The 26,051-nt window shown below is 25.6% G+C and carries 22 protein-coding genes and 1 tRNA gene; 21 read left to right on the plus strand and 2 right to left on the minus strand.

Annotation, left to right across the window (positions count from 1 at the left end):
- Positions 1 to 134: 134 nt before the first annotated feature.
- The 9 genes from CLTHE_RS10935 (at position 135) to CLTHE_RS10975 (ending at position 7,641) form a co-directional block, all read left to right on the plus strand.
- Positions 135 to 971 (plus strand): DUF1189 domain-containing protein, encoded by an 837-nt coding sequence (locus CLTHE_RS10935; RefSeq protein WP_080023459.1) that lies wholly within the window; start codon positions 135 to 137, stop codon positions 969 to 971.
- A gap of 166 nt (positions 972 to 1,137) precedes the next feature.
- Positions 1,138 to 1,212 (plus strand) — tRNA-Arg (locus CLTHE_RS10940).
- 141 nt (positions 1,213 to 1,353) lie between these two features.
- Positions 1,354 to 2,403, plus strand: coding sequence for a glycosyltransferase family 2 protein (locus CLTHE_RS10945; RefSeq protein ID WP_080023460.1), 1,050 nt, complete (start codon positions 1,354 to 1,356; stop codon positions 2,401 to 2,403).
- 131 nt (positions 2,404 to 2,534) lie between these two features.
- Entirely contained in the window at positions 2,535 to 3,257 is a 723-nt protein-coding gene (locus CLTHE_RS10950; protein ID WP_080023462.1) for an IspD/TarI family cytidylyltransferase, read from the plus strand.
- Positions 3,247 to 4,266, plus strand: a complete 1,020-nt coding sequence (locus CLTHE_RS10955; protein WP_080023464.1) for a zinc-binding dehydrogenase — start codon at positions 3,247 to 3,249, stop codon at positions 4,264 to 4,266. The genes CLTHE_RS10950 and CLTHE_RS10955 overlap by 11 nt, the downstream gene beginning before the upstream one ends.
- 53 nt (positions 4,267 to 4,319) lie before the next feature.
- Complete coding sequence (locus tag CLTHE_RS10960; RefSeq protein WP_080023466.1) at positions 4,320 to 5,465, plus strand: CDP-glycerol glycerophosphotransferase family protein; 1,146 nt, start codon at positions 4,320 to 4,322, stop codon at positions 5,463 to 5,465.
- Between the two features lies 1 nt (position 5,466).
- Complete coding sequence (gene pssD, locus CLTHE_RS10965; RefSeq protein WP_242945643.1) at positions 5,467 to 5,946, plus strand: PssD/Cps14F family polysaccharide biosynthesis glycosyltransferase; 480 nt, start codon at positions 5,467 to 5,469, stop codon at positions 5,944 to 5,946.
- Positions 5,946 to 6,413, plus strand: coding sequence for a PssE/Cps14G family polysaccharide biosynthesis glycosyltransferase (gene pssE, locus CLTHE_RS10970; protein ID WP_002599111.1), 468 nt, complete (start codon positions 5,946 to 5,948; stop codon positions 6,411 to 6,413). The genes pssD and pssE overlap by 1 nt, the downstream gene beginning before the upstream one ends.
- A 103-nt stretch (positions 6,414 to 6,516) precedes the next feature.
- Complete coding sequence (locus tag CLTHE_RS10975; protein ID WP_080023470.1) at positions 6,517 to 7,641, plus strand: Card1-like endonuclease domain-containing protein; 1,125 nt, start codon at positions 6,517 to 6,519, stop codon at positions 7,639 to 7,641.
- Between the two features lie 29 nt (positions 7,642 to 7,670).
- On the opposite strand, the gene CLTHE_RS10980 is transcribed toward CLTHE_RS10975, so the two are convergent.
- Positions 7,671 to 8,561, minus strand: coding sequence for a phosphatidylserine decarboxylase (locus CLTHE_RS10980; protein ID WP_080023471.1), 891 nt, complete (start codon positions 8,559 to 8,561; stop codon positions 7,671 to 7,673).
- Positions 8,562 to 8,897: 336 nt separating this feature from the next.
- On the opposite strand from CLTHE_RS10980, the gene CLTHE_RS10985 reads away from it, so the two are divergent.
- The 11 genes from CLTHE_RS10985 to CLTHE_RS11035 all read left to right on the plus strand — a co-directional run bounded on the left by CLTHE_RS10985 (position 8,898) and on the right by CLTHE_RS11035 (position 23,146).
- On the plus strand, positions 8,898 to 10,625 hold the full coding sequence (locus tag CLTHE_RS10985; RefSeq protein ID WP_080023472.1) for a ferredoxin hydrogenase: 1,728 nt from the start codon (positions 8,898 to 8,900) through the stop codon (positions 10,623 to 10,625).
- A gap of 95 nt (positions 10,626 to 10,720) precedes the next feature.
- The gene (locus CLTHE_RS10990) at positions 10,721 to 11,509 is read left to right on the plus strand and encodes a Cof-type HAD-IIB family hydrolase (protein WP_080023474.1); all 789 of its coding nucleotides are present in this window, start codon (positions 10,721 to 10,723) and stop codon (positions 11,507 to 11,509) included.
- Positions 11,510 to 11,689: 180 nt separating this feature from the next.
- Positions 11,690 to 13,171, plus strand: coding sequence for a glycan biosynthesis hexose transferase WsfD (gene wsfD, locus CLTHE_RS10995; protein WP_080023475.1), 1,482 nt, complete (start codon positions 11,690 to 11,692; stop codon positions 13,169 to 13,171).
- Positions 13,152 to 14,003: a diguanylate cyclase domain-containing protein gene (locus tag CLTHE_RS11000; RefSeq protein ID WP_080023476.1), complete on the plus strand. Its 852-nt coding sequence runs from the start codon at positions 13,152 to 13,154 to the stop codon at positions 14,001 to 14,003. Before wsfD ends, CLTHE_RS11000 begins: the two co-directional genes overlap by 20 nt.
- Positions 13,996 to 15,321, plus strand: a complete 1,326-nt coding sequence (locus CLTHE_RS11005) for a DUF2334 domain-containing protein (protein ID WP_080023477.1) — start codon at positions 13,996 to 13,998, stop codon at positions 15,319 to 15,321. The genes CLTHE_RS11000 and CLTHE_RS11005 overlap by 8 nt, the downstream gene beginning before the upstream one ends.
- Before the next feature lie 14 nt (positions 15,322 to 15,335).
- Positions 15,336 to 16,580 carry a glycosyltransferase family 2 protein gene (locus tag CLTHE_RS11010; RefSeq protein WP_080023478.1) on the plus strand — a complete coding sequence of 415 codons (1,245 nt, stop codon included), beginning with the start codon at positions 15,336 to 15,338 and terminating at the stop codon, positions 16,578 to 16,580.
- A gap of 17 nt (positions 16,581 to 16,597) precedes the next feature.
- Positions 16,598 to 18,742, plus strand: coding sequence for a cellulose biosynthesis cyclic di-GMP-binding regulatory protein BcsB (locus CLTHE_RS11015; RefSeq protein WP_080023479.1), 2,145 nt, complete (start codon positions 16,598 to 16,600; stop codon positions 18,740 to 18,742).
- A 189-nt stretch (positions 18,743 to 18,931) separates the two neighbouring features.
- A complete protein-coding gene (locus tag CLTHE_RS11020) occupies positions 18,932 to 20,278 on the plus strand; it encodes a hypothetical protein (protein WP_080023480.1) in 1,347 nt (448 codons plus the stop codon).
- A gap of 38 nt (positions 20,279 to 20,316) precedes the next feature.
- Positions 20,317 to 21,093 (plus strand): ABC transporter ATP-binding protein, encoded by a 777-nt coding sequence (locus tag CLTHE_RS11025; RefSeq protein WP_080023481.1) that lies wholly within the window; start codon positions 20,317 to 20,319, stop codon positions 21,091 to 21,093.
- A 56-nt stretch (positions 21,094 to 21,149) separates the two neighbouring features.
- Complete coding sequence (locus CLTHE_RS11030; RefSeq protein ID WP_080023482.1) at positions 21,150 to 22,496, plus strand: sensor histidine kinase; 1,347 nt, start codon at positions 21,150 to 21,152, stop codon at positions 22,494 to 22,496.
- On the plus strand, positions 22,487 to 23,146 hold the full coding sequence (locus CLTHE_RS11035) for a response regulator transcription factor (RefSeq protein WP_080023483.1): 660 nt from the start codon (positions 22,487 to 22,489) through the stop codon (positions 23,144 to 23,146). The genes CLTHE_RS11030 and CLTHE_RS11035 overlap by 10 nt, the downstream gene beginning before the upstream one ends.
- A 27-nt stretch (positions 23,147 to 23,173) precedes the next feature.
- Here CLTHE_RS11035 and CLTHE_RS11040 read toward each other — a convergent pair whose 3' ends face one another.
- Positions 23,174 to 24,763 (minus strand): ABC-F family ATP-binding cassette domain-containing protein, encoded by a 1,590-nt coding sequence (locus CLTHE_RS11040; protein WP_002599097.1) that lies wholly within the window; start codon positions 24,761 to 24,763, stop codon positions 23,174 to 23,176.
- 344 nt (positions 24,764 to 25,107) lie between these two features.
- On the opposite strand from CLTHE_RS11040, the gene CLTHE_RS11045 reads away from it, so the two are divergent.
- Positions 25,108 to 26,007 carry a CPBP family intramembrane glutamic endopeptidase gene (locus CLTHE_RS11045; protein ID WP_080023484.1) on the plus strand — a complete coding sequence of 300 codons (900 nt, stop codon included), beginning with the start codon at positions 25,108 to 25,110 and terminating at the stop codon, positions 26,005 to 26,007.
- Positions 26,008 to 26,051: the final 44 nt, after the last annotated feature.

A 26,051-nucleotide genomic window follows, 5' to 3' on the forward strand; every position in this document is an offset into this window, starting at 1 on the left:
TATTTTAAAATATTGCCATTAAATGTAAAAAATAAACATAATAATTTAATATTTTAAATAAGTATGATAAGATAAATCTTGATGGTTAAAATATAATTATATTAATATATATTTTTATTGAAAGGAGGGAAAACATGAAAGATAATTTTTTTGTAAAGTTTAAAAATTGCTTACATAGATTAGATAAATTTCCTCAATATATAGACCAAGGAATAGGAAAAGCAATATTCTATGGTTTTTTAATAAGTCTTATATTTGGTGGGATTTTAGGAATATATAATAGCTATATGACTAATGGATTAATAAATAAGGAAACAACTGAAATAAATAATCCAGAATATGCTTTTAATATAAAAGATAATACATTTACTATGGCTAAAAATCCTATAATAATAAATCAAAATGGAAATCTTATTTATATAAATGATAAGAAAACATTAGATGATGCAAATGATATAATAAATGAATATCCAGAAGATGATTCATATATGCTAGTTTTAAAGAATGGTGTTAAAATTCAATCTTTGGGTATGGGTGGAAACTATGACTATAACCAAGTAAATAGTAAAATATTTAATGCTAAAGAAGTTAATAATGAAACTTTAGCTCAAACAATACAAAGTGCTAAAAAATATTATTTTGGTTTTATAACTATTTATAGTATTATAAATAGATTTATAAACTTAATAATAGATAGTTTATTTGTAACAGTAGTAGGATTAATAGTTTCAATATTCTTAGGAATGATGGTTAAGCCAACAGCCTTATATAGCTTATCTATTTATGCGGCTACAGTACCATTTTTATTATCATTACCAATAGGAATATTATATCCAAGCATAAGCTTACAATACCCATTAATTATTGCTACTGCAATATATGTGGCTATAATACTTAAGCATATTAAAAATGACTTAGTAAATAGACAGAGAAATAATAAGAGTAATAACAGATTAAATAGATTTCTATAATAAAAATACTTTCTTAAATAAAATAATTTAAGAAAGTATTTTTTTGTGTATTATATTTAGAATTTATGATAAGACTTATAAAATAATGAAATTTAAATCGTATTCCTAATAAATATTTGCACAAAATCTTCAATTGTGATAATATAATTTTGTTAAAAGTATATAAGGGGCGTTAGTTAAATGGATATAACTTACCGCTACGGACGGTACATTATGGGTTCGATTCCTATACGCCCTACCAAAATATGATTTAAATTTCAAAAGTAATTTTACTTTTGAAATTTTTTTTTATTAAAAATAAGTTATTTTGATAATATTAGACTAATTATAGTAAAATATTGAATATAATTAAATTTGTAATTAGAACTAGGAGGATAAATTAGTGAGTAACTATAAGATAAGTGTCATAGTTCCTGTATATAATGTAAAAGAATATATAGATGAAACTATTAAATCAATATATAATCAAACTCTTAAAGATTTTGAATTAATACTTATTGATGATGGTTCAACTGATGGAACTTATGAGATGCTTAAAGAATATGAAAGTAAGCATAATAATATAAAACTTATTAAACAGGAAAATTCAGGACCTAGTAAAGCAAGAAATGTAGGGCTTAAAGAAGCAGAAGGCGAATATATAATTTTTGTAGATTCAGATGATTTATTGCCAACAGATTCTTTTGAGTTTAGATATAAATTAGCAAAAGAAAAAAATGCAGATGTCATAGTATGTGGAACTGAAAAAACTACTGATGGAATCGAAAGAAAGCCAATAGCAAGACATATGTTTAATGATGGATATAGAGTACTTGGAAAAGATAATGATATATTATGGGCTTTAGGTCCTTGTAATAAAATATTTAAAAGAGAAACCATAGAGGGAATATTTTTTCCTTTAAATATAGATTATGCAGAAGATCAAGTATTCATGATGGAGGCATTTTTAAAAGCAAATAAATTATATGCAACTAAACATGTTGTTTATTATTACAGAATGAGAAAAAATCCCGGTGAATCATTAACACAGCAAATAAGTGTAAATGCTACAAAAATATTAAAGCAAGTTTGTACAGTATGGAAAATGGTATCAAAAATTATAGATGAAAACACTTCAAATAGAAATTTAGCTAATAGCATAAAAGTAAATTATTTTTATAGATTGATGATAATAGATGTTTGGCCATCACTAGATAGGATTTTTAGAGGAAAAGATGAAATAACTAAAAATGAAAGTTTAAATGAAATAAATTCAATAGTAAGTGATGTAACAGATGAGCAGTTAAAGAAGTTAGGTGGAATAAAAAGATTTGCTTTTGAAAAAATCGTTAAAAATAGTAAGTTAACTGGAGCTAAAAAAATCAAGAAGATAAGAAATTTAATGTTTATGTATAAGAGTGTAGTTAAAGCAAAATCATTAGTAAGATTATAGTAAATTAATAAAAGAGGCTATTTAATCAAATAGTCTCTTTAGTTTTAAATAAATTTAAAATGTGATAAAATCAATTTAAGTATAAAAACTTTTAATTAAAGAGATTAAATTTATGTTAGGGGAGTTAATTTATGATATATGCAGAGATATTAGCAGGCGGAAAAGGCACAAGAATGGGTAATACAGAAATGCCAAAACAATTTTTAAAAATCGGAGAAAAGCCAATAATAATACATACATTAGAGACTTTTTTATTAAATTCAAGATTTGAAAAAATAATAATAACAACGCCAAATCAATGGATACAACATACAAATGACTTAATAAATAAATATATACCAAAAGCATTTATAGAGAAAATAAAAGTATGTGCAGGTGGTTCAGATAGAAATGAATCAATAATGAGTGGTATAAAATTTATAGAAGAAAATTATGGACTTAATGATGATGATGTAATAGTTACTCATGATGCAGTAAGACCATTTTTAACACACAGAATAATAAATGATAATATAGATAGTGCTTTAGAGTTTGGGGCTTGTGATACAGTAGTTCCAGCTTTTGATACTATAGTTGAATCTAAAAATGGAGAAGATATAAGTGATATTCCAAGAAGAGATTTTATGTATCAAGGACAAACTCCTCAAAGCTTTAACATAAGAGAGCTTATAAATCTTTATAATTCATTAACTAAAGAGGAAAAACAAATATTAACAGATGCAGCTAAAATATTTGTTGTTAAAGGAAAAAATGTTAAGCTAGTTCAAGGAGAAGTTTATAATATGAAAATTACTACTCCTTATGATTTAAAATTAGCTAATGCTTTAGTGAGGGATGATTTAAATGATAAATAAAATTTATAGATTAGTAGCTCCAAAGCAGATAGTAGTTGAGTTTAAAGATAAAAATTTAGATGGTGAAGGAATTATAGTAAAACCAACTAGACTTTCAATATGTGCAGCTGACCAAAGGTATTATACAGGTACTAGAGGAAAAGAAGCAATGAGAAAGAAACTTCCGATGGCTTTAATCCATGAAGGAGTTGGTGAAGTTATATATGATCCTAAAAATGAATTCAAACCAGGGGATACTGTTGTAATGATTCCAAATACACCAACTGAAGAGGATGATATTATTGCAGAAAATTATTTAAGAACTAGTAAGTTCCGAGCTAGTGGCTATGATGGTTTCATGCAACAATATGTTTTTATGGGACGAGACCGTATTATTAAATATAATAATATAAATCATGATGTAGCTTCATTTATAGAGCTTATAAGTGTTTCAGGTCATTCTATAGATAGATTTGATAAAAAAGCACATTCAAGAAGAGATGTTATTGGAGTTTGGGGAGACGGAAATGTTGGATTTATTACTTCATTAATCTTAAAAAAGAAATTTCCAAATTCAAAAATAGTTGTTTTAGGAAAAAATGAAGAAAAATTAAGCTTCTTTTCATTTGTAGATGAAACTTATCAAATAGATGATATTCCAAAAGATTTTAAAGTTGACCATGCTTTTGAAGCTGTAGGTGGAAAAGGATCAGAAAATGCAATAGATCAAATAATTGATTATATAAATCCAGAAGGAAGTATTTCTTTATTAGGAGTATCTGAGAATCCTGTACCTATTAATACAAGAATGGTATTAGAAAAAGGATTAAACTTAATTGGAAGTAGTAGAAGCGGAAGAGTTAATTTCCAAGAAGCAGTAGATTTCTTAGAAGCTCATGAAGATGCTCAAAATCAACTTCAAAAACTTATATCAGCAGTAATTGAAGTAAGAAGAATTAGTGATATGGTTAAAGCATTTGAACATGACTTAACAACTTCTTTTAAGACTATATTAGAATGGAATATATAAAATTTTAGGGCCATTTTTAAATGGCCCTTTAAAAATGAGTGAGGTGTAATATTTTGAAAACCTTAGAAAGACTAGTAATAAAATATATACTAAAAATAATATATTGTCTTTCATATATATTTAAAATAAAAAAAAGAATTGTTTTTGCTACATATAGACCAGATTATATGGAGGGAAATTATAAATATATATTAGACGAAATCAAAAAAAGAAATTTAGATTACGAGTGTAAAATATTATATGAAAAACCTGGAGCAGGTTTAGCTGGAATGCTAAAATATTTAAAGCATATGTGTATAGCAGAACATTATCTTGCAACTTCAGAATTTTTTATAGTTGATGATTTTTATTTTCCTGTTTACGCAGTAAATAAACTTAGAAAAGGAACAGAAGTTGTTCAAGTTTGGCATGCTTGTGGAGCATTTAAGAAATTTGCACTTAGTACAGTTGATGAAAATTATTCAAATGGAAATGAATATATAAAATATATTCCAATTCATACAAACTACACTCATGTAACAGTAACATCTAAGGAAGTAGCAAAACATTATGCAGCTGCATTTAATATGTCAGAAGATAATATTGACCCAATTGGAGTTCCAAGAACAGATATATTCTTTGATGAAAAGAAAAAAGAAGAACCTAAAGAAATACTTTATAAAAAATATCCAAAATTAAAGGATAAGAAAATAATTTTATATGCTCCTACTTTTAGAGGAACAGGACAAAGTGATGCAAATAGTGGAGTAGCTTTTGATTTAGATAAAGTTGTTAATGCTTTAGGAGAAGATTATGTTTTAGCAATAAAAATGCATCCATTTGTAAAATGGAGATATGAAAAAGAAAGTGATAAAGTAATAGATATGTCAGATTATAAATCAATAAATGACATACTTTTAATAACAGATATTCTTATAACAGATTATTCTTCAACTGTTTTTGAATTTGCTCTGTTAGATAAACCAATGATATTCTATGCTGATGATTTAGAAACTTATATAAATGATAGAGATTTCTATTATGAATATACAAGCTTTGTTCCAGGGCCTATAGTAAAAACTACAGATGAATTAGTAGATTTAATAAAAGAAGATAATTATGACTTGGAAAAAGTAAGAGAATTTAAAGAGAAATTCTTTGATTATACAGATGGATGTTCAAGTAAGAGATTCGTAGATAAAATAATATTAAAGAAGTAAGGTGATTAGCTTGAAAAAGGTACTTTTTATATCTTCAACAGGTGGGCATTTATCAGAGCTTATGGAGCTTAAGCCACTATTTTCAAAATATGATTATCATATAATAACAGAAAAAACTGATACAACAATAAAGCTTAAAGATAAATATAAAGGAAAGATAAATTACCTAGTTTATGGAGCTAGAAACTATATGTTTAGTTATTTATTTAAGTTTTCATATAACATAATAAAATCATTGGTATTATATGCAAAGATAAGACCAGATGTAATAGTAACAACAGGTGCTCATACTGCTGTTCCAATGTGTTATATAGGAAAATTTTTTAAGAAAAAGATTATATTTATAGAGACATTTGCAAGAGTTAATTCTACTAGTATGTCAGGAAGGATGATTAATAAGATAGCAGATGTATTTATAGTTCAACATCCTGAAATGGAAAAGGTATATGAAAATGCAGTTTATAAAGGAGCGTTATATTAATGATTTTTGTTACTTTAGGAACACATGAATTAGGATTTAAAAGAATGCTTGAATACTTAGAAAAAATGGACATAGAAGAGGAAGTATTTATACAATCAGGTAATACTGAGTTTAAATCAGAAAAATATAAAATAACACAATTTTTATCACCAAGTGAATTTGAAGAGTGTATAGAAAAAAGTGATTTAATAATAACTCATGGAGGGGTTGGGTCTATACTAACAGCTTTAAAGAGGAAAAAGAAAGTCATAGTAATGGCAAGACTTCAAGAGTATAATGAGCATAATGATAATCATCAATTAGAAATATGCGAAAAATTACAAAAAGATAATTATCTAATAAGTTGCAAAACATTTGAAGAGTTTAAAAATGCTATTGAAAACTATAAAAATATAGAACTTAAAGAGTACAAATTTGATAATAGTAACTTATTGAATTTTATAAGTGAAACAATAGATTCGATTTAATAATAAAGCTATTTTGCTTAAAAGCAGAATAGCTTTATTCTATTTATAAAAATAAGATTATATGGGTAAATTAATATAAATTAAGCTTTAAGGAGTAAAAAATATGTATGACTTATTAGTTACACCTATTGATGAACATAATGATAGCATTGTTATATTAATTAAAAAATATAAATTTAATAAAGTTATAGTCTTGGTAAATGACAATTGTAAAGATATATTGAAAGAGAATATTATTAGAGTTTCTAATGAGAATAATTCAGAAGTAGAATTTATAAAATCTAAAATAGATGATTTTTCTTTACTTAATAAACTAAAAGAAAAGTACAATAATATACTTTTAAACTTAACTGGTGGGGAAAGAATACAATCTTTAAATCTTTTAAATTTTTCTATTAACAATAAAATAGAAAGTATTTATATAGATATTTTAGGCAAAAAGAAATATATTTTTGGCAAAAATAATGAAAAAGTAAATGAGCATTTATTAGATTTAAACATTGAAGATATGATTAAAGCTAGTGGAAATGAAATATTAGAAGATTCTTCAGATTTAATAAAAGAAAGATATATTTTAGATATAGCAAAAATTATTTATGAGAATATAGAATTATGGAATAAGTACAAAAAGAGATTATATGATATAAATATATTTTCTCATTTTTATGGAGATACAAAAAAAGTAGTTATAAATCAAAAATTACTAGAAAAAGATGAGATAGAACTTCTAGAAAAAGTTCTTAAGTGGGCAGTTAATAAAAAGTTAATTGAGGTAAAAAGAGAGTTTGACAAAACAATTGTTTCTTTTAAAGATAAATATTTAAAAGGTTTTATTTTTAAGATAGGAACTTGGTTAGAAGTATTAACTGAATATGTTGTTAAAAGTATAGATGTAGTTGACCAAGTTAAAAGTGGAGTTGTTTTTACTTGGAATAAAAATGATGAAAATTTAAAAAATGAGCTAGATGTTGTTGCAATAAAAGATTCTAATATAGTAGTTATATCTTGCAAAGATAGTGAAAAATATAATGAAATAGCTTTAAATGAATTAAAAGTTTATAGTGAAAGAATTGGTGGAGATAAATCAAAAAAAATATTAGTAGCTACAAAGCCACCAATTAAAGAAAGTATAATGGATAGAGCTAAAGAGATGGGAATAAATATTATTATATTAGATAAAGATTTAAATAAATTTAAGGAAGACTTAGAAAAAGCAATAAATAATTAGAAAAAAAGCGTGTTATAAAACACGCTTTTTTAATCAACTTTTCTTCCTATAGTTTCGCCCATTGATACTCTAGTTTCGTATCCAAGATTAGTTTGTTCTAATATATCAGAATCTATTTTAACAGTATCTTTTTCAAAGAATAAAACTACTGTTGAACCTCCAAATTTAAAAAATCCTTTTTCGTCTCCTTTAGAAACTCTTGAGCCAGGTTCATATGTTTGTACTATTGTCCCAACACAAGTTGCGCCAACTTCAACATATAAAATATCTTTAAAATTATCTGATTCAAATAAAGACCATTCTCTTTTATTTTCACAGAATAATTTAGGAATATTTTTTAATGCTATTGGATTTACTGAATAATATCTTCCTGGAATAAATGTAGATTTGGCAGTAACTCCAGAATCGATAAAATGATATCTATGATAATCAATTGGAGATAATCTAAAAATAATACAAGTTCCATTCTCAAACTTTTTTGCAACTTCGTCATTATTAATAAGCTCTCTAAGACTATAAGTAAAACCTTTTATTTGAACTAAGTTATCTAATTCTATGTTTTCATAAGCCAAAGCTCTTCCGTCAGCAGGTGATATTAAATCTTTTTCATCTTTAGAAAAAGGTCTAGCATTTGGTTTAAGTTTTCTAGTGAAAAAATCATTAAAATTTGAAAATTCTTTAGGCTTTTTTTTGCAAACGTTCATATCTATATCAAAATCTCTTATAAAGTGCTTAATTTTTTTTCTACTAAATTTAGTGTCACAAAAAGCCCCATAGACTTTTGAGCAAAGTTTTTTCTTAAAAATAAGTTCCGTTAACTTCTTACCTTTTGGTGATTCATAACACCAAACTAAGTATTTTTTTCCAGCTATATTTTCTTCTTCATATCGCTTTGTTTTTCTATTATATACTAATAACATAGTAACTCCTTCATATACCCAATAAAACTATATTTAAATCATATAGTAAAGTAATATAATATGCAAGTTAGGAATATAATGTTAATTGTAATGTTTAATATGAATTAAAATATTTAATGTTAATTATAATATTTAATATGAATTTGATATTACATCTATAATATTGTAAAATTAAATTATGTTCAAAAATTTCATGCGAAAACATGGATAAAGTTTTATAAAAAAATGCTCATTAATTTAAATATTTATAATCGTATTTCGTTAAAACTAGTTAAAAAAATAACAAAGTTTGGATAACGAGGAACTGAATTGTATTCATGGAGGTAAGTTTAAAGGATGAAAAAATTATTTATCAATGACAGAGAAATCCAAGTTGAAGAGGGAACTACAATATTAGATGCAGCAAGACAAAATGGTATAGATGATATAGCAACTCTTTGTTACTTAAAAGATTGTAGTAATGTAGGTAAATGTGGAGTATGTGCTGTAGAAGTAGAAGGGAAACCAAATTTAGCTTTAGCTTGTTTAACAAAAGTTGAAGATGGTATGGTAGTAAAAACTAATACTGAAAAAGTTCAAGAAAGAGTTAAGATGAGAATATCAACTATTTTAAATAAGCATGAATTTAAATGTGGTCCATGCCCTAGAAGAGAAAACTGTGAGCTTTTAAAATTAGTTATAAAGACTAAAGGAAGAGCAGCAGCCCCTTTCTTACCAGAAGATAGAGAAGCAAACGTTGATAGAAGAAGTAAATCAATAATAATTGACAGAAATAAATGTGTATTATGTGGAAGATGTCAAGCAGCTTGTAAGCAAAAGGCAGGAACTGAAATAATTCAAATAAGAAATGTAGATGGAGTTAGAATGGTATGTCCTCCAGATAATAAAAGTTTTGATGAAGCAAAATGTTTATTATGTGGACAATGTGTTGCTGCTTGTCCAGTAGGAGCTTTACAAGAACAATCACACTTAGATAGAGTTAAAAATGCTTTAGCAGATGAAGACAAGCATTTAATAGTTGCAATAGCTCCAGCTATAAGAACAGCTATGGGAGAACTATTCAAAATGGGTTACGGACAAGATGTAACAGGAAAATTATATGCAGCTTTAAGAAGATTAGGATTCAACAAAATATTTGATATTAACTTTGGAGCAGATATGACTATAATGGAAGAGGGAACAGAGTTACTTGAAAGAATCAAAAATAATGGCCCATTCCCAATGTTTACTTCATGTTGTCCAGGATGGATAAGAGAAGTTGAAAATTACTTCCCAGAATTTTTAGATAATTTATCATCAGCAAAATCACCTCAACAAGAGTTTGGTGCTGCAAGTAAGTCATATTATCCTTTAACTGAAGGTATAGATCCAAAAAGTGTATTTACTGTAACAATAATGCCTTGTACAGCTAAAAAGTTTGAAGCTGATAGAGAAGAAATGCAAAATGATGATTTAAGAAATATAGATGCAGTTTTAACAACAAGAGAATTAGCTAAATTAATAAAAGATGCTAAAATAGATTTTGCTAACTTAGAAGATGAAGAAGCAGATCCAGCTATGGGAGAATATACTGGAGCAGGAACTATCTTCGGAGCAACAGGTGGAGTTATGGAAGCAGCTCTTAGAACAGCTAAAGATTTATCAGAAAATATTGATTTAGAAGAAGTTGAATATACTCAAGTTAGAGGATTAGATGGAATAAAAGAAGCTACTGTAACTTTATCAGGAAAAGAATATAATATAGCCGTAATTAATGGAGCTAAAAATATGTTTGAATTTGTTAAGAGCGGAAAAATGGATGAAAAACAATATCACTTTATAGAAGTTATGGCATGTCCAGGAGGATGTGTAAATGGTGGAGGTCAACCACATGTAAATAACTTAGATAGAGAAAGAATAGATATTAGAGCAGTAAGAGCATCAGTTTTATATAATCAAGATAAAGTTCTAACTAAGAGAAAATCACACAAAAATGCTGCATTATTAAAAATGTATGATTCATATATGGGTAAACCAGGACATGGTAAAGCTCATGAATTATTACATCATAAATATACAAAATAATTTTATAATGTATTAAATTGAGAGCTATATGAAGGCTGGATAAGTATTTCTAGGCTTTATATAGCTCTATTTTTATAAATAAGGGGGATTAAGATATGAAGATACTAGCGAGTGATATGGATGGAACATTAGTTGTAAATGATGAAATAAATCCTAAAGATATACAAGCTATAGATGAACTAAAAAAAGAAGGGCATAAATTTGTGATTTCTACAGGAAGAACATTAAAAGGAATGGATAATATTTTTCAAAAATATAATGTGCCTTATGATTATATGGTTTTATGTAATGGGGCTTTAATAATTGATAGAGATAAAAAAATAATATATAGAGATTCAATAAAGAATGAAAAAATTAAAAAAATTATAAAAGCTTTTGAAGACAAAGAAAATATTATGATGTATATGGATGATGGAGAAAATTTTTATATAATAAAAAATGATAATGCTAAGAAAAATGAGATAAAATTTTTTGATAGCATAAATTATACAAAAATATCTGCTCAGGATGCTTTTAAATTAGAGCAAGATTTTATAATGGCAAGTGTATTTGCGACAGATAGAGAAGTCTTTAGAGCAATAGAAGCTAAAAAAATATTAGATGAAATATTAGATGAAAAAGAAAGCTGTAGAAATGAATTTTTTGTTGATATAATTGCCTCTGGATGTTCAAAAGGAAAAGGATTAGAACAATTACTTAAAATAGAGAATAAAGAAATAGAAGATTTATATGCAATTGGTGATTCTTTTAATGATATATCTATGTTCGAATTAACTAAAAATAGTTATACATTTAATAGAGCAGAAGATGAAGTTAAAAAGCATGCCCAAAATAATGTTGACTATATTTATGAAGTCGTAGATGACATTTTGAATAAAAGATAAATATTATTTCATAGTAAGTTATATAATATTGAAAAAAAGCACCTCATATTTATAATAAATATGAGGTATTTTAACAAAATTTAAAAATACAATTAATAAAATACACATAGAATGAAAATAAATAATAATATTGATAATTATTTAATATTTTTATTAAATACGGGAGGAGGTGGGTTAGATTTGAATCTTATAAATAAAAAGCTAGAAAACCTAAACTTTCCAATAATAGCTGTTATATTAGCAGCACTAATAGGTATAAATACTTTATTTATAAAGCCTATAGTTGGAATGGCTAATAACGGAGACTATTTCAGAATCATGGTATCAAATAATTTATATTATTTGAGAGAAGAACCTAATCATGAGCCTGAGTATTTTAAATATTTTCAGCCCTATTATGGGGTAAATAATTTTTATAATGAACAAAAAAAATTATTGGTGTCTACTCAATCTTTATTAATAAAACCAGCAATGCTTTTAGATAGATTAATAACTGGTAATGATAAAGTTTTTGATTTAAGATTCTTAGGTGGATTATTGTTAGTATTTCAATTAATAGCGACTTATTTAATTATTAAAGTATTTTGTAGTTATTTACGGACTGGAATAGGTAAAGCAGTAATAACATTTATGTATTTGTTTGTATTTATGGATACAGGCTATATAGCATATTTAAATTCTTTATTTGGAGAAGGAGTTAACATTCCTTTTTTTCTGTTAAGTATAGGAATACTACTCTATATGATAAGATTTAAAAAATTTAATTGGTATATGATTCTTTTATTCTCTTTTACTACTTTTATATTCTTTGGAGCAAAACAACAATTAGCTCCAGTTGGGATATTAGTTGCAATTTTACTTTTTAGATTTATGTATTATAAAAGAAATTTAGAAGTAAAAGTAGTTTCTATATCATTAATAGTTTTATTAGCAGCTTCGAGTGTATATTTATATAGCGCAATAAAAGGTGATTTCCAATATATAAATAAATATCATGCATTAAATAGGGGTATATTATTAGAAAATAATAATCCAGATAATGCACTTAAAAGCATTGGTATAAATGAGCAGTATTCATTGCTTGAGAATACTATATACTTTAATTCGGTTACTCAAGTTAATCTAAAAAATAAAGATTTAATAAAAAATTATTATGACAAACTTGGAGTAGGAGCAATAATAAAATATTATATTTTTCATCCAAAAGATATGATAAAGATGTTAAAGTTAGGATTTAATAATGCTTATCAAATTAGACCACATGAACTTGGAAATTATACAAAAGATTCAGGTAAGCCACCAGTATCTAGAAGTTATTTTTGGTCAGGTTGGAGTTACTTTAAATATAAATTTCTTCCTAATAATTTAGTAGCGTCATTAGCTTATATAGGGATTTTCTTTTATTTTTCTATAAAAAGATATTATAGAGCATATAAAGATGGAGATGATGATACAAGATTTACTGAAGAAGTTTATTACTATATTTTTCTTATAGGAATAAGTCAGATTGCAGCATCTTTAATTGGAGCTGGGGACGCCGACTTAGCAAAACATGAATTTATGTATAATATGACATTTGATTTCTTATTTTTAGTTTGTATAAAGAACTTAATATTAAAAATTGAAAGAAGGTGGTTAAAAGATGGAGAAATTGGACATTAGAAAAAAAATTGACTTAATAATAACGCTAATGACTGTTTTCTTTTTTGCATTAGGTCTTACATTTAGTATGTTTGAATTTAAGTCTAGTTATGAAAACTATATAATGTTTTTAATACTTATGATAGTTTGTATAGTCAGTTATTATTTAGGAGTTACAGTATCATTGGTATTAACATTAGTGGTAGATTTTGCTTATATAAGTGTGAAAATTTATCAATTTTTTATGTCAGGAACTTTAGCTAATGTAGAAACATATTATTGGCTTATAATGATAGTATTAGCAGCCCTTGTATCATCACAGTTATCAAAGAATATTGTTGAATTACAATATGAAATTTCAGAATTAAAGGATAAAAATCAAAAACTTGTAATGATTGATTCTGAGGTAGGTATAAGAAATATGAAAGCTTTCATGAATGAAATGCCTATTTATATAAGTATGGTAAAAAGACATAGAACCATTCCTTTAACTTTAATGGTTACAAGAATAAAATATAGTAAAAATATCAGAAAAATAATAGGTGATGAAGAATACGGTAAGCTAATAAAGTTAATAGGAACAAAAACATCAGATATGTTACGAGATGAAGATAGAAAATATATTTTGAGTGATGATACTTTTGCATATATTTTAATAACAGATGAAAATGGATCAAATATAGTAAAAAATAGAATGAAACAAAGAATTAATGAAATAGTAATTGAAGAAAGCAAAGTACTTGGTGGAGTTAAAGTAGAAATCCAAGTTGGAGTTTGTGAATGGAAAGAAGAAATAAATAATTCCATAGAATTTTTAAGATTAGCAGAAAGTGAATTAGATTACGATGTTTAAAAAAATAAGTATAAGCTTTTTGTTAATGATTATGGTAGCAATACTTTTACCAAGTTATAAAGCATTTGGAGATACTATAAATAAAGTTTTAGTTATATATGATTCTTATAATATTTATGGTCAAAATGATAACATTTTAAATGAAATCAATAATGACTTAATGCTTAATAATGTTCAAGTATCATTAGAAAATATGAATAATATAGATGATAAAAATTTAGATAATTATTCTAAAATAGTATTTTTAAATTGTAATACAGAAAATTTTAATCAAAATTTTATAGATAAAATAAATAAAGTATCTAATAAACTTATATATATATCTAACATAAATAATGGAGAGATAAAGTATTCTAACTCATTATCAATAAATTATTTGAAAAATAATAGTTTTAAATTTAGACAGGATTTAATTGATTATACTTTAGGCAAAAATGTTCAATCAAATAAATTTTTAATGATAAATAATGTAAATCCTTTTATAAATTTAAATGACCTTGTAGCTAAAATAAAATACTTAAATGAACAAGGCATTCCTTTTATATTGAATACAATCCCAGTGTTTGAAAATCCAAATTTTGATGCTATGAAACGATTCACGGAAGTTTTAAGATATGCACAAGCTTCTGGAGGATATATAGTTTTGAGTTGCCCATATATTGAAAATGAGAATGCAACATCAGAGGAAATTTTCAATCCTATGGAAGAAGGATATAAAAATTATATAAATTATTTAGTCTATCCAATAGCTATTTCTATGCCAAGATATTTATTGTATAGAAATGATATGAAAGAATATGTTGAAAAATCTAATACTATATTTATAGAAAACTCAAATGTAGGAATGATTAATTTTGGATTTGAAAATGCAACATTTAAAAATGTAATAAACCAAATTCAATATAAAGAAATAGATTATAAAAATATAAATTCTAATTTAGGAAATATAGCTATAACTATAGAAAACTCTACTTCTTTAAATGAATTTAAAGAAGATGTTCAGAATTTAATTAATAATAGAATATTTTTTAACTCTCCAACGATATTAGATTCTAATATAAATATAAATGGAGTAGATGTAACTTGTAGTAATAGAGGATTATATTCAAATAATAAAGATGTACAACAAAATACTTATATATCTAATAAAGATTTAGAAAAAGGAAATACCTCAAACCAAGTAAGTATTGATAATAAACAAATAGATATATCAAAAATAAGTAATAAAGTTATGCTTCTTGCGTTTATTGCATGTGTTTTATTTATAATAATAACAATCTTAAGCAGAAGGATTGATAAAAGGAAGTACTTTAAATAGAAAAGGGGGTACTTATGGCAGATTATTTAGCTATATATTCATTAATAGTAATATGGGTAATAATTTTTATAAATGTGGTTCTTGTTGTAGCAGGATATATTTATTATGAGAAAGTTCAAAAAGTTGAATTAAAAGAAGAGTTAGAGTATTATCCTTTTGTTTCTGTTATGGTTCCAGCTCATAATGAAGCTGTAGTTATTGAGAAGACTGTTAAATCACTATTAAATTTATCTTATCCTAAAGATAGATATGAAATAATAGTAATAAATGATAATTCTAGTGATAATTCAGCTGAAATATTAAAAAGGATACAAGATAATAATAAAGATAGAAATCTTATAGTAATAAATACAGATAGTGTAAATGGTGGTAAAGGAAAATCAAATTCGTTAAATATAGGATTTGAAAAAAGTAAAGGAGAGTTACTTGCTATTTATGATGCAGATAATACTCCAGAAAAAAATGCATTAAAATATTTAGTTCAAACAATATTAGAAGATGATAAATTAGGTGCTGTTATTGGAAAGTTTAGATGTAGAAATAAGAATGTAAATTTACTAACTAAATTTATTAACATAGAAACACTTACTTTTCAATGGATGGCGCAAGCTGGAAGATGGCAATTATTTAACTTATGTACTATACCAGGAACTAACTTTGTTATAAGACGTTCTATAATAGAAAGTATGGGAGGTTGGGATACTAAGGCAGTTACAGAAGATACAGAAATAAGTTTTAGAATGTATAGAATGGGTTATAAAATTAAATTTATGCCTAAAGCAATAACATGGGAGCAAGAACCTCAAACATTAAATGTTTGGATTAGGCAAAGAACTAGATGGGCTAAAGGAAATACCTATGTTGTAGTTAAAAATTTTAAATATCTATTTAAAAGAAATGCAGGTGTAACTAGATTTGATATACTTTATTATTCAATGACATATTTTTTATTCTTATCAGCGAGTATTCTATCAGACTCTTTATTTTTATTAGGATTGCTTGGAGTTATACATTTAGATATAACAGGATATAGCACATTATTTTGGGTTATGGCAATATTAGTTTTTATAATGTCTATTCAAGTTGCTATATCAACAGAAAAAGGAGAGCTTAATATACAGAATGCTGGAATAACATTTATTATGTATTTTGTTTACTGTAAGTTATGGGCTGTAGTAGCAACTTTAGGATTTTATAATTATATGAAAGATACGATATTGAAAAGAGAGGCGAAATGGTATAAGACTGAAAGGTTTTAAAGAAGGAGGGATTATATATGAAAAAACGACTTATGCATATATTTTTAACTTTAGGAATATGCGCAGTATTTGTTTTAATAAGTAGTAGCGTGATAGCAAGTGCAGCACCAAATAATGATAATCAAAAAACTTTTTCTTTAAATTCGGATATAGTATTTAGAGGAGATTTTTCATCACATGAGATATATTTTAATGTTAGTAAGTGGTGGGATGTAAATGGAGCAGAACTTCAGGTTAATTATACTAGAAGTCAAATAAGTACTCAGAATGCTCAAACATTTTTTGTTTTTTATATAAATAATATTCCTTTTAGATCACAAGAGATTTTTTATAAAGGAAATGATGAGGTTCAAACACTTAAAATTAATGTTCCTACGAGACTTTTAAAAAGTGGAAATAATACATTAAAGATAGAAGCATATATGAGAATATCAGACTTACCTTGTGTAGATGATGTAAACCCAGCTAACTGGGCTACCATAAATAAAGGTACAGGTATAACTGTAAGTTTTAATAATAAACTAGCTAATGATAACATTGGAAATTTTCCATATCCTTATTTAAAAGAAAATAATAATCCACAAGTTAATACTCAAATAGTAGTTCCAAATAATTATAAAGATTATGATATTTCAAATGCTTTAATGATGCAATCTTATTTAAGTAGATTATTTACAACAGGAGATTATAATGGAACTATTGTAAAAGAAAATGATATAAATAAAGATAATAATATAATTTATATAGGTAGCTATAATGATTTACCAGCAGAACTTAAAAAATCAGTTGGTAGCGTAAATGGAATTGATTTTAATAAAGAAGCTTTAATACAACAAGTAAATTCACCATATACCAATAATCAGAATATAAAAGCATTAATGATTTTATCAGATAATCAAGATATGCTTTCTAAAGCTGTAAGACTTATGATGAATGATTCATTAGTTATGCAATTAGATTCACCTAGATATGTTGTTAATGATAATGTAAAAGAACTTCAAGAAATTCAAGGTGATAAAGATACTTTAACTATGCAAGATCTAGGATCAGATGGTATTTATCTTCAAGGGCCTTTTACTAGATCAGTTAATTTAGGATATAAAATGCCTAAAAATAAAGTTTTAGCATCTGGTGGAAAAATTCATTTAAATATGAGATATTCACAAAATCTAGATTTTAATAAAGCTTTAGTTACTGTTTATATAAATAATGTACCAGTTGGAAGTAAAAAGTTAAGTTATGATAAAGCAAATGGAGATACACTTGAACTTACAATTCCAAGAGATATTCCTAATTCAGCATATTTGAATATAGAAATAGCATTTGATTTGGCAATGCCAAATACTTGGTGTGAAAAAAGACAGGAAAAAACTCCTTGGGCATATGTAACTCCAGATTCATATATTTATTTACCATCAGTTCAATCTAAAGATTACAATTTCCAAAGGTATCCTAATCCATATGTAGAAAATTATGCTTTCAATAATGTATTAGTTGTAACACCAGATAATATGAATTCAACTGATTTAACTAAATTAGGAAATATGTTTGCTCTAATGGGAACAGGGACAAAATACAATACAGGAAATATTACTGTAGAAAGTGGAAGTTCAGTTGGAAATTTAGTAAATGATAGTAACTTAATAGTATATGGAACACCAAATAACAATCCTTTTATAAAGGAAATAAATAATGATTTATGGTTTAAATATAATTCAAATTATAGTGGATTTGAGTCTAATGCAAAGCAATATTTAACAACACCATTTAATGAAAATATAACAACTTTCCAAATGTGTAAATCACCATTTAATAGTCAAAGGGGAATGCTTGTAATTACATCTCCTAAAGAGAAAAATTTACAAGATGCAACTTTATATTTAAGTGATTCAAAGAAAATATTAGATTTAACAGGAGATTCTGCGATTGTAGATCAATATGGAAATCTACAAAACTTCCAAATGATAAAACCAGAAAATAATGCTCCTAGCTTTGATATGTTTAAGCAAAGTAATTTATTAACTAAAGGATTAATGGGACTTTTAGTTTTAATAATAGTTTTAGTTGGAGTTTCAATATTCCTATACTTAAATAAATATAAAAAAGAAAATAAAAATGATTCTGATGATATACCTTATAGAAAAAGGTTTAAAAGAAGATAAAAGAGAAATAAACTACTTCAAAGATTGAAGTAGTTTATTTTTTATTTTAAGTGTGAAAAAATTATAATTTCATAATCATTTCATATTAGAAGAATATTATAAAATTAAAATTTATGGAGGTTTTAAAAATAAAAAGGTGAATATATTAATTTAAAAGAAATTTGGAAATTAAAGGGGGAAGAGAATGGAATGGGGATAAAATTATTTTCTAAGAAAATATATGAGAGTGAAATAAAAAAGAATAAGTCATTTATATTAATGATGACTGCCACAATAATATTTATGTATGGAATTATAAGTATTTACTATAATGAAAATATATATCCAAATGTAAGAGAATTTAAGCAAATTAGTTATTGGGATCAATCTCAGAATTTAGTTGAATTTGAATATCCTGTTGAAGGATTAATGAAGACAAATTTATTTTTTATTTTAGCTGTTGCAACGGCTGTTGTTATATTATGTACTTTTAAATATATAAGAGAAAAAAGCAAAAATATTGCATGCATAATGTACAGTGGAGGAGGATATAGAGAAGCTTTTAAATTTTTGGTTTATACTAGTTTAAAAAGTTTTTCAATAGCTACTATATTAGGTGTGTTAATAGGAATACTCATTTCTCCTATAAATAATTTTATTATATATAAAATAGTTCAAAATGAAGGAAGTCTATTTACATTTAACTTAGAAGGCTTTTTAAATGTATTATTATTCATTATTATCCAGTTTTCAACTATAGTAATGATAAACTTTGGATATATATATAGAAAAGATGTTATGGGTCTTATAAATATAGATGGGGCAAAAACTCTTGATGATAAAAGAGTAATAAAAATACCTAATATAATCTATATAATTTTATATGTTCTCCCTCTATTTTACATGCTGACTTTCCCAGATTACAAAGATGCAGGAAAAATAAGTTTGGTATTAAGTATAATAAGTATGCTTGTACTGCACGGATTTATAAAATATGGATTAGACGGAATTTATAGAAGCTTAAAAAAGAGAAAGTTTATGTATAAAGGTACGAGAATATTATATATAAGCAATTCAGTTAAAACTATAAAAGAATCTTATGTATATATACTACTATTGATGTTAACAATGTTAAGCGCGGCATACACTATGCTTGGAGTATTAGATTTTACAGGTATGAAGGAAATTATACTTATTTGTATAATGGGGTCAAGTATAGTTATCTCACTTTCTGTGGGATATAAATTTATAGTTGAAGCAAGAGAAATAGAATTTAGAGCAAAGCAAATAAGGCTACTTGGATTTTCAAATGAAAGTATATTAAGTTGTGTAACAAAAGAGATAATTTTAACTTTTACATTAACTAATATAATACCTTTAATGATTTTAGCTTCAACTATCTATATATTCACAATATCAGGATTATTAAGTTTTAAATTTGGAGCTAGTTTAATATTGAGTATTTTGATTCCTTCAAATGTTATTGGAGTAATCTGTTCATTTGTATGTAAAAATAAAATCAGTGATAATTTAGAGATATATTATAAAAAGAATTAAAAGAAAAATTGATAGGTATAAGTTTAAGGGGGATATAAATGGAGAATATAATAAGTGCAAAAAATATATATAAATTTTATGGAGAATATGATAGTAAATTTGAAGCATTAAAAGGTATAAATTTAGATATTAAAAGAGGGGAATTTATAGGAATAATGGGACCGTCAGGCTCTGGTAAAAGTACACTTATAAACATATTATCAACTTTAGATAATCATACTAAAGGTAATTTATTTATAAATGGACAAGATATAAGTAAAATAAATAATAAAGAATTAAGTGATTTTAGAATGAAAAATATAGGATTTATTTTTCAGAATCATAATCTTTTAGATACTTTAACAAATAGAGATAATATTTTAACTCCTTTAATAATTGCTGAAAGAGGTAGAGATGAGAGTAACAGAATAGTTGAAGAACTTGCAAAAAAGCTTGGTATAGAAGAGCTTTTAGACAAATATCCAAGTGAGTGTTCAGGAGGACAAAGAAGAAGAGTTGCAATAGCAAGAGCACTTAGCAATAAGCCTAATATAATAATTGCAGATGAGCCAACAGATTCTTTAGATGTAAAAATGGCAATGGAAGTAATAGAAACTCTTAAAAGGCTTAATATAGAAGATGGAATTACAGTAATTTTAGTAACCCATGACCAACTTATAGGAAGCTATTGTGATAGAGTGGTTTTAGTGAAAGACGGTAAATTGGACAATGAAATAGTTAGAGAATATAAAAATGGGGAAGAACAAATAGAGTTTTATAGAAAGGTAGTAAATTTAACATCAAAAAATATTGAAGATTTACTTGGGGTTATATAAGCTTGATTTTAAGGATTGCATAAATGCAATCCTTAAGCTAGTTTGAGGAGGAATTTATGAGAATAGGGATGAGAGCTAAAATTTTCTTTTTTACAGTAATCATATCTTTAATATTTATTTTATTTGCAAGATTAGCGTTAATTGAAATAATCCCAAATAAATATAGAGAGTCTAAAGAAGAAGTAATACATAACAAGATAGCATTCATTATTAATTCGGTTCAAGAAAATAGTGATAATAAAAAGGATGAAATTATCACAAATATAAAAAAGTTAAAAGAAACAGTAGATTTCATAGAAGATATACAAATTTTAAAAAATGAAGATTTAGATTTATCAAGCTTTAGTTTTAAAAGTTATGGAAGTTATAATATAGGGTATTATAATGGAAATAAATTTGAAAAAAATCAAATTATATACTCTTTAAATCAAATTGATATGATTATAAAAATTATAACAAATGAAATTTCTGAAGAAGAATTAAAAGCTTCAATGGTATTAGCTTTTAAATTGGTAAGTATATTTTTATTTATATTTGCTTGTATATTTTCTATTTTAATAAGTAAGCTGATAACTAATAAAGCAAATAATATAAATAAGTTATCAAGAAAAATGCTTGAAGGAGATTTTGATACGATATTAAGCAAAGATATAATTACAGATGAATTTGATGATTTGGTAGAAACGATAAATGAGTTAACTAAAGAATTTGGAAGAAATTTTAGAGATCTAGAAAGAGAAAAACTTTATAAAAAGCAATTAATGCTTAGCCTTTCTCATGAAATAAAAACTCCAATAGGAGGATTGAATGGAATATTAGAAGGAATGCTAGATAATATACCACCATATACAAATAGAGATAAATATATAAGAGAATGTAGAAAGCTATCATCAAGATTAGGACAAATAGCAAATGAAATGTTAGATGTTACAAAACTTGATTCAGTTCCAACAGGTAGAGAAGAAGTTTGTGTAAGAATAATGGTAGAAGAAATTGTAGAAGGGCTTAGCTCCATAGCATTAAGCAAAGGCGTAGAAGTTATTATTGATTTAGATTATAGAATATCTATATTTACTGATGAAAGAATTTTTAAAAGAGGTATAACAAATATAATTGAAAATACTATAAAATATAGTAACTCAAATAGTAATGTAATGATAACATCTAATGGATTTAAAATAGATTTTTATAATGAATGTGATAGCTTAACTAAAGAGGATTTAGATTTTGTATTTAATCCTTTATATAGAGGAAGTAATAGGAAAGATGTAAATGGAAGAGGAATTGGATTATATATAGTTAAAGAATGTTTTATAGCTTTAAATATACCTCATAAAATTGAAAATTATAAAAATGGTGTTTTATTTAGAATAGATTTAAAAGGGGAAGAAAAATGGGATTAAAAATATTAATATTAGAGGATGACAAGTATTTAAATGAAATAATAAAAAGTTATCTTTTAAGTAAGGGATATGTGGTAACAAATGTTTTTGATGCAGAAGAAGCAAAAAGTGCTATATATAAACAGATATTTGATTTATATATATTAGATATTATGGTTCCAAAAGGGAATGGAATAGATATACTAAATAATATTAGGGATATGACAGATAATCCAGTTTTAATAATAACGGCATTAGATAGTGAAAATACTGAAATAAAAGCTTTTGAAAAAGGAACTGATGATTATATAAGAAAACCATTTTCTCCTAATAAATTATTGATTAGAATAGAAGCTATTTTAAGAAGAGCAAATAAATTAACTAATGATGAAATAGTATTTAAAGATTATAAAATAAATTTAAAAAACTATAATGTTAATTATAAAGGTGAGGATTTATGTGTTTTAAAAAAGGAATTTGATATTCTGAAAATATTGATTGAAAATAAAGGGATAATACTTTCAAGAGAAAAAATATTAGATAAAGTATGGGGATATGATTATTTTGGAAATGATAGAGTTGTTGATGCTCAAATAAAAAATTTAAGAAAAAAATTAAAAACTGATATTATAAAAACTGTTAAAGGAATAGGTTATATAATAGAAGATTAAAAAAGGTGCCTAAAGGCACCTTTTAATTTATAGATTTAAATCTAAATACTCATCATAAGACATTGTTCTGTCAACTATTGATCCATCTTCTTTAATATCAATTATTCTATTTGCTATAGTTTGAATAAACTCGTGGTCATGTGAAGCAAATAATACAACACTACTGAAGTCTTTAAGACCATTATTTACAGAAGTTATTGATTCAAGGTCTAAGTGGTTAGTAGGTTGGTCTAACATAAGAACATTAGCATTTGAAAGCATCATTCTTGAAAGCATACATCTAACCTTTTCTCCCCCTGATAATACAGAAGCTTCTTTTAATGCTTCTTCTCCTGAGAATAACATTCTTCCTAAGAATCCTCTTATATAACTTTCAGCTTTTTCATCTGAATATTGTCTAAGCCAATCAACTAATGAAAGGTGACAATCATTAAAGTATTCAGAGTTATCTTTTGGGAAGTAAGCTGTTGTTATAGTTATACCCCATTTAAAAGTACCAGCATCAGCTTCCATTTCTCCATTTAATATTTTGAAAAGAGTTGTTATAGCTATTTCATTGTCTCCAATTAAAGCTATCTTATCTCCTTTATTAACTCTGAAACTAACATTATCTAAAACTTTAACTCCATCAATAGTTTTAGTTAATCCTTCTACTGTTAATATATCATTCCCAACTTCTCTTTCTGGTTTAAAACCAACGAAAGGATATCTTCTAGTTGAAGGTTGGATATCTTCTAAAGTTATTTTATCTAAAAGTTTTTTACGAGAAGTCGCTTGCTTAGATTTTGAAGCATTAGCACTAAATCTAGCAATGAAGTCTTGTAATTCTTTAATTTTTTCTTCTTTTTTCTTATTTTGGTCTTTAGCCATTTGAAGAGCAAGTTGGCTTGATTCATACCAGAAATCATAGTTACCAACATAAATTTTAATTTTTCCGAAATCAACATCAGCCATTTGAGTACAAACTTTATTTAAGAAGTGTCTATCGTGAGATACAACGATAACTGTTCCTTCAAAGTTTATTAAGAACTCTTCAAGCCAGTTTATTGATTTTATGTCTAAGTGGTTTGTAGGCTCATCTAGGATAAGTACTCCTGGGTTACCAAATAAAGCTTGAGCTAAAAGAACTTTAACTTTTTCAGCACCAGTTAATTCAGACATTTTTTTATAATGAGCATCAGTTCCTATTCCTAAACCTTGTAATAAAGATGAAGCCTCAGATTCTGCTTCCCATCCATTAAGTTCAGCAAATTCACCTTCAAGTTCAGAAGCTTTTATTCCATCTTCATCAGTAAATGGATCTCTAGCATAAATTTCATCTTTTTCCTTCATTATTTGATATAATCTCTTATTACCCATGATTACAGTTTCAAGAACTTCAAATTCATCAAATTTAAAGTGGTCCTGAGATAAAACTGACATTCTAACATTAGGAGCTAAACTTACATCTCCAGTGTTAGGTTCAATTTCTCCTGAAAGTATTTTAAGAAAAGTACTTTTACCTGCTCCATTTGCTCCGATTACTCCATAGCAGTTTCCTGGAGTGAACTTTAAGTTAACATCTTCAAATAACTTACGTCCACCAAATCTTAAACTAACATTTGATACAGTTATCAATATTATTCAACCTCATTTCATAAAATTTCGTTATTTGATTATTATAACATATAAGCTTTAAAAATGAATAGAATTAATGTTCAATTATGTTGACAAGCTATTTTATGAAATGGTAAAATTAAATCATATAAGGTTGGAATAATTAGTCATGTTCACTGCATTAACCTAAAGTTAATATAGAAAAATTTGACGATATAGAGAGTCCCACATAGTTAGCTATGTGGTATTTTTATGTCTTAAAATAGAGGCCATTTTTACTACTTAATTTTTAAGAAGTAAAAATGGTCTTTTTTTATATTAAATAGAATATAAGTTAAATAAAGCAGGAGATTATAAGGAGATTTATGGGAAATTTATTTAATTTAAATTCTAATATTTTTAAGGGAGCTAAAGAAGGAAAACTATCTAGTGTAATTTTCACTTTACTATCACCAGTAATAATTATTATTTTGTCATCTATTCCTGTAACTTTAATTGGACGAGCTATTTTTAGTTTTGTTAAAGATATAAAGTTTATACAAACATATATGTATCAAATAATGCTTATCTTAAATACTGGCTCAGCAATTATAATTTGTTTTTTAATAGTTAAGTTCAAAGAAAAAAGAAGCATAAAAGGAATGGGATTTGGGTTAAGAAAAAAAGCAATATCTGATTATTTAGAAGGCTTTGCCTTAGGAATAATAATGATAGGAATAGCTTGGATAGGGATAATATTATTTGGTAATTCTTTATTTGAATTACAACTAAAAAATATATCAAAAGCTAGTTTTATAATGCCATTTTTATTAATGCTGTTAGCTTGGATAATACAAGGCGCATCTGAAGAAATTATGTTAAGAGGATACATGTTACCTGTCCTTGGTGTTAAAGTTGGTCCTAAATTTGCAATATGTGCATCTTCACTTATATTTAGTGGATTACATTTATCAAACAATGGAATTACACCATTATCTATAGTTAATTTAGTTTTATTTGGGGTATTTGCAGCTTTTTATGCAATAAAAAATGAAAATCTATGGGGAATATGTGCTCTTCATAGTTCATGGAATTTTGCACAACAAAATATATTTGGAACATTAGTAAGTGGTGGAGCAGTATATGATAGCTCTCTAATTAGTACAACATATTTAGAAAATAATCTTATTAATGGAGGAACATTTGGACCAGAAGGAGGAATTATGGTTACTATAGTATTATTAGTAGCTATAACGGTTCAAATTCTTCAATCAAGAAAGAAATAAATATATTTTACTCATCATAAATTATTTATAACTAAACTCTTATA

This window comes from Clostridium thermobutyricum DSM 4928, assembly GCF_002050515.1.
GTDB lineage: Bacteria > Bacillota > Clostridia > Clostridiales > Clostridiaceae > Clostridium > Clostridium thermobutyricum.

Bases quoted from the DNA above. Each gene is read 5' to 3' on its own strand.
- CLTHE_RS10935 (WP_080023459.1), top strand. From the start codon at position 135: ATGAAAGATAATTTTTTTGTAAAGTTTAAAAATTGCTTACATAGATTA.
- CLTHE_RS10950 (WP_080023462.1), top strand. From the start codon at position 2,535: ATGATATATGCAGAGATATTAGCAGGCGGAAAAGGCACAAGAATGGGT.
- CLTHE_RS10955 (WP_080023464.1), top strand. From the start codon at position 3,247: ATGATAAATAAAATTTATAGATTAGTAGCTCCAAAGCAGATAGTAGTT.
- pssE (WP_002599111.1), top strand. From the start codon at position 5,946: ATGATTTTTGTTACTTTAGGAACACATGAATTAGGATTTAAAAGAATG.
- CLTHE_RS10975 (WP_080023470.1), top strand. From the start codon at position 6,517: ATGTATGACTTATTAGTTACACCTATTGATGAACATAATGATAGCATT.
- CLTHE_RS10980 (WP_080023471.1), bottom strand. From the start codon at position 8,561: ATGTTATTAGTATATAATAGAAAAACAAAGCGATATGAAGAAGAAAAT.
- CLTHE_RS10985 (WP_080023472.1), top strand. From the start codon at position 8,898: ATGAAAAAATTATTTATCAATGACAGAGAAATCCAAGTTGAAGAGGGA.
- CLTHE_RS10990 (WP_080023474.1), top strand. From the start codon at position 10,721: ATGAAGATACTAGCGAGTGATATGGATGGAACATTAGTTGTAAATGAT.
- CLTHE_RS11000 (WP_080023476.1), top strand. From the start codon at position 13,152: ATGGAGAAATTGGACATTAGAAAAAAAATTGACTTAATAATAACGCTA.
- CLTHE_RS11005 (WP_080023477.1), top strand. From the start codon at position 13,996: ATGTTTAAAAAAATAAGTATAAGCTTTTTGTTAATGATTATGGTAGCA.
- CLTHE_RS11010 (WP_080023478.1), top strand. From the start codon at position 15,336: ATGGCAGATTATTTAGCTATATATTCATTAATAGTAATATGGGTAATA.
- CLTHE_RS11015 (WP_080023479.1), top strand. From the start codon at position 16,598: ATGAAAAAACGACTTATGCATATATTTTTAACTTTAGGAATATGCGCA.
- CLTHE_RS11020 (WP_080023480.1), top strand. From the start codon at position 18,932: ATGGGGATAAAATTATTTTCTAAGAAAATATATGAGAGTGAAATAAAA.
- CLTHE_RS11025 (WP_080023481.1), top strand. From the start codon at position 20,317: ATGGAGAATATAATAAGTGCAAAAAATATATATAAATTTTATGGAGAA.
- CLTHE_RS11030 (WP_080023482.1), top strand. From the start codon at position 21,150: ATGAGAATAGGGATGAGAGCTAAAATTTTCTTTTTTACAGTAATCATA.
- CLTHE_RS11035 (WP_080023483.1), top strand. From the start codon at position 22,487: ATGGGATTAAAAATATTAATATTAGAGGATGACAAGTATTTAAATGAA.
- CLTHE_RS11045 (WP_080023484.1), top strand. From the start codon at position 25,108: ATGGGAAATTTATTTAATTTAAATTCTAATATTTTTAAGGGAGCTAAA.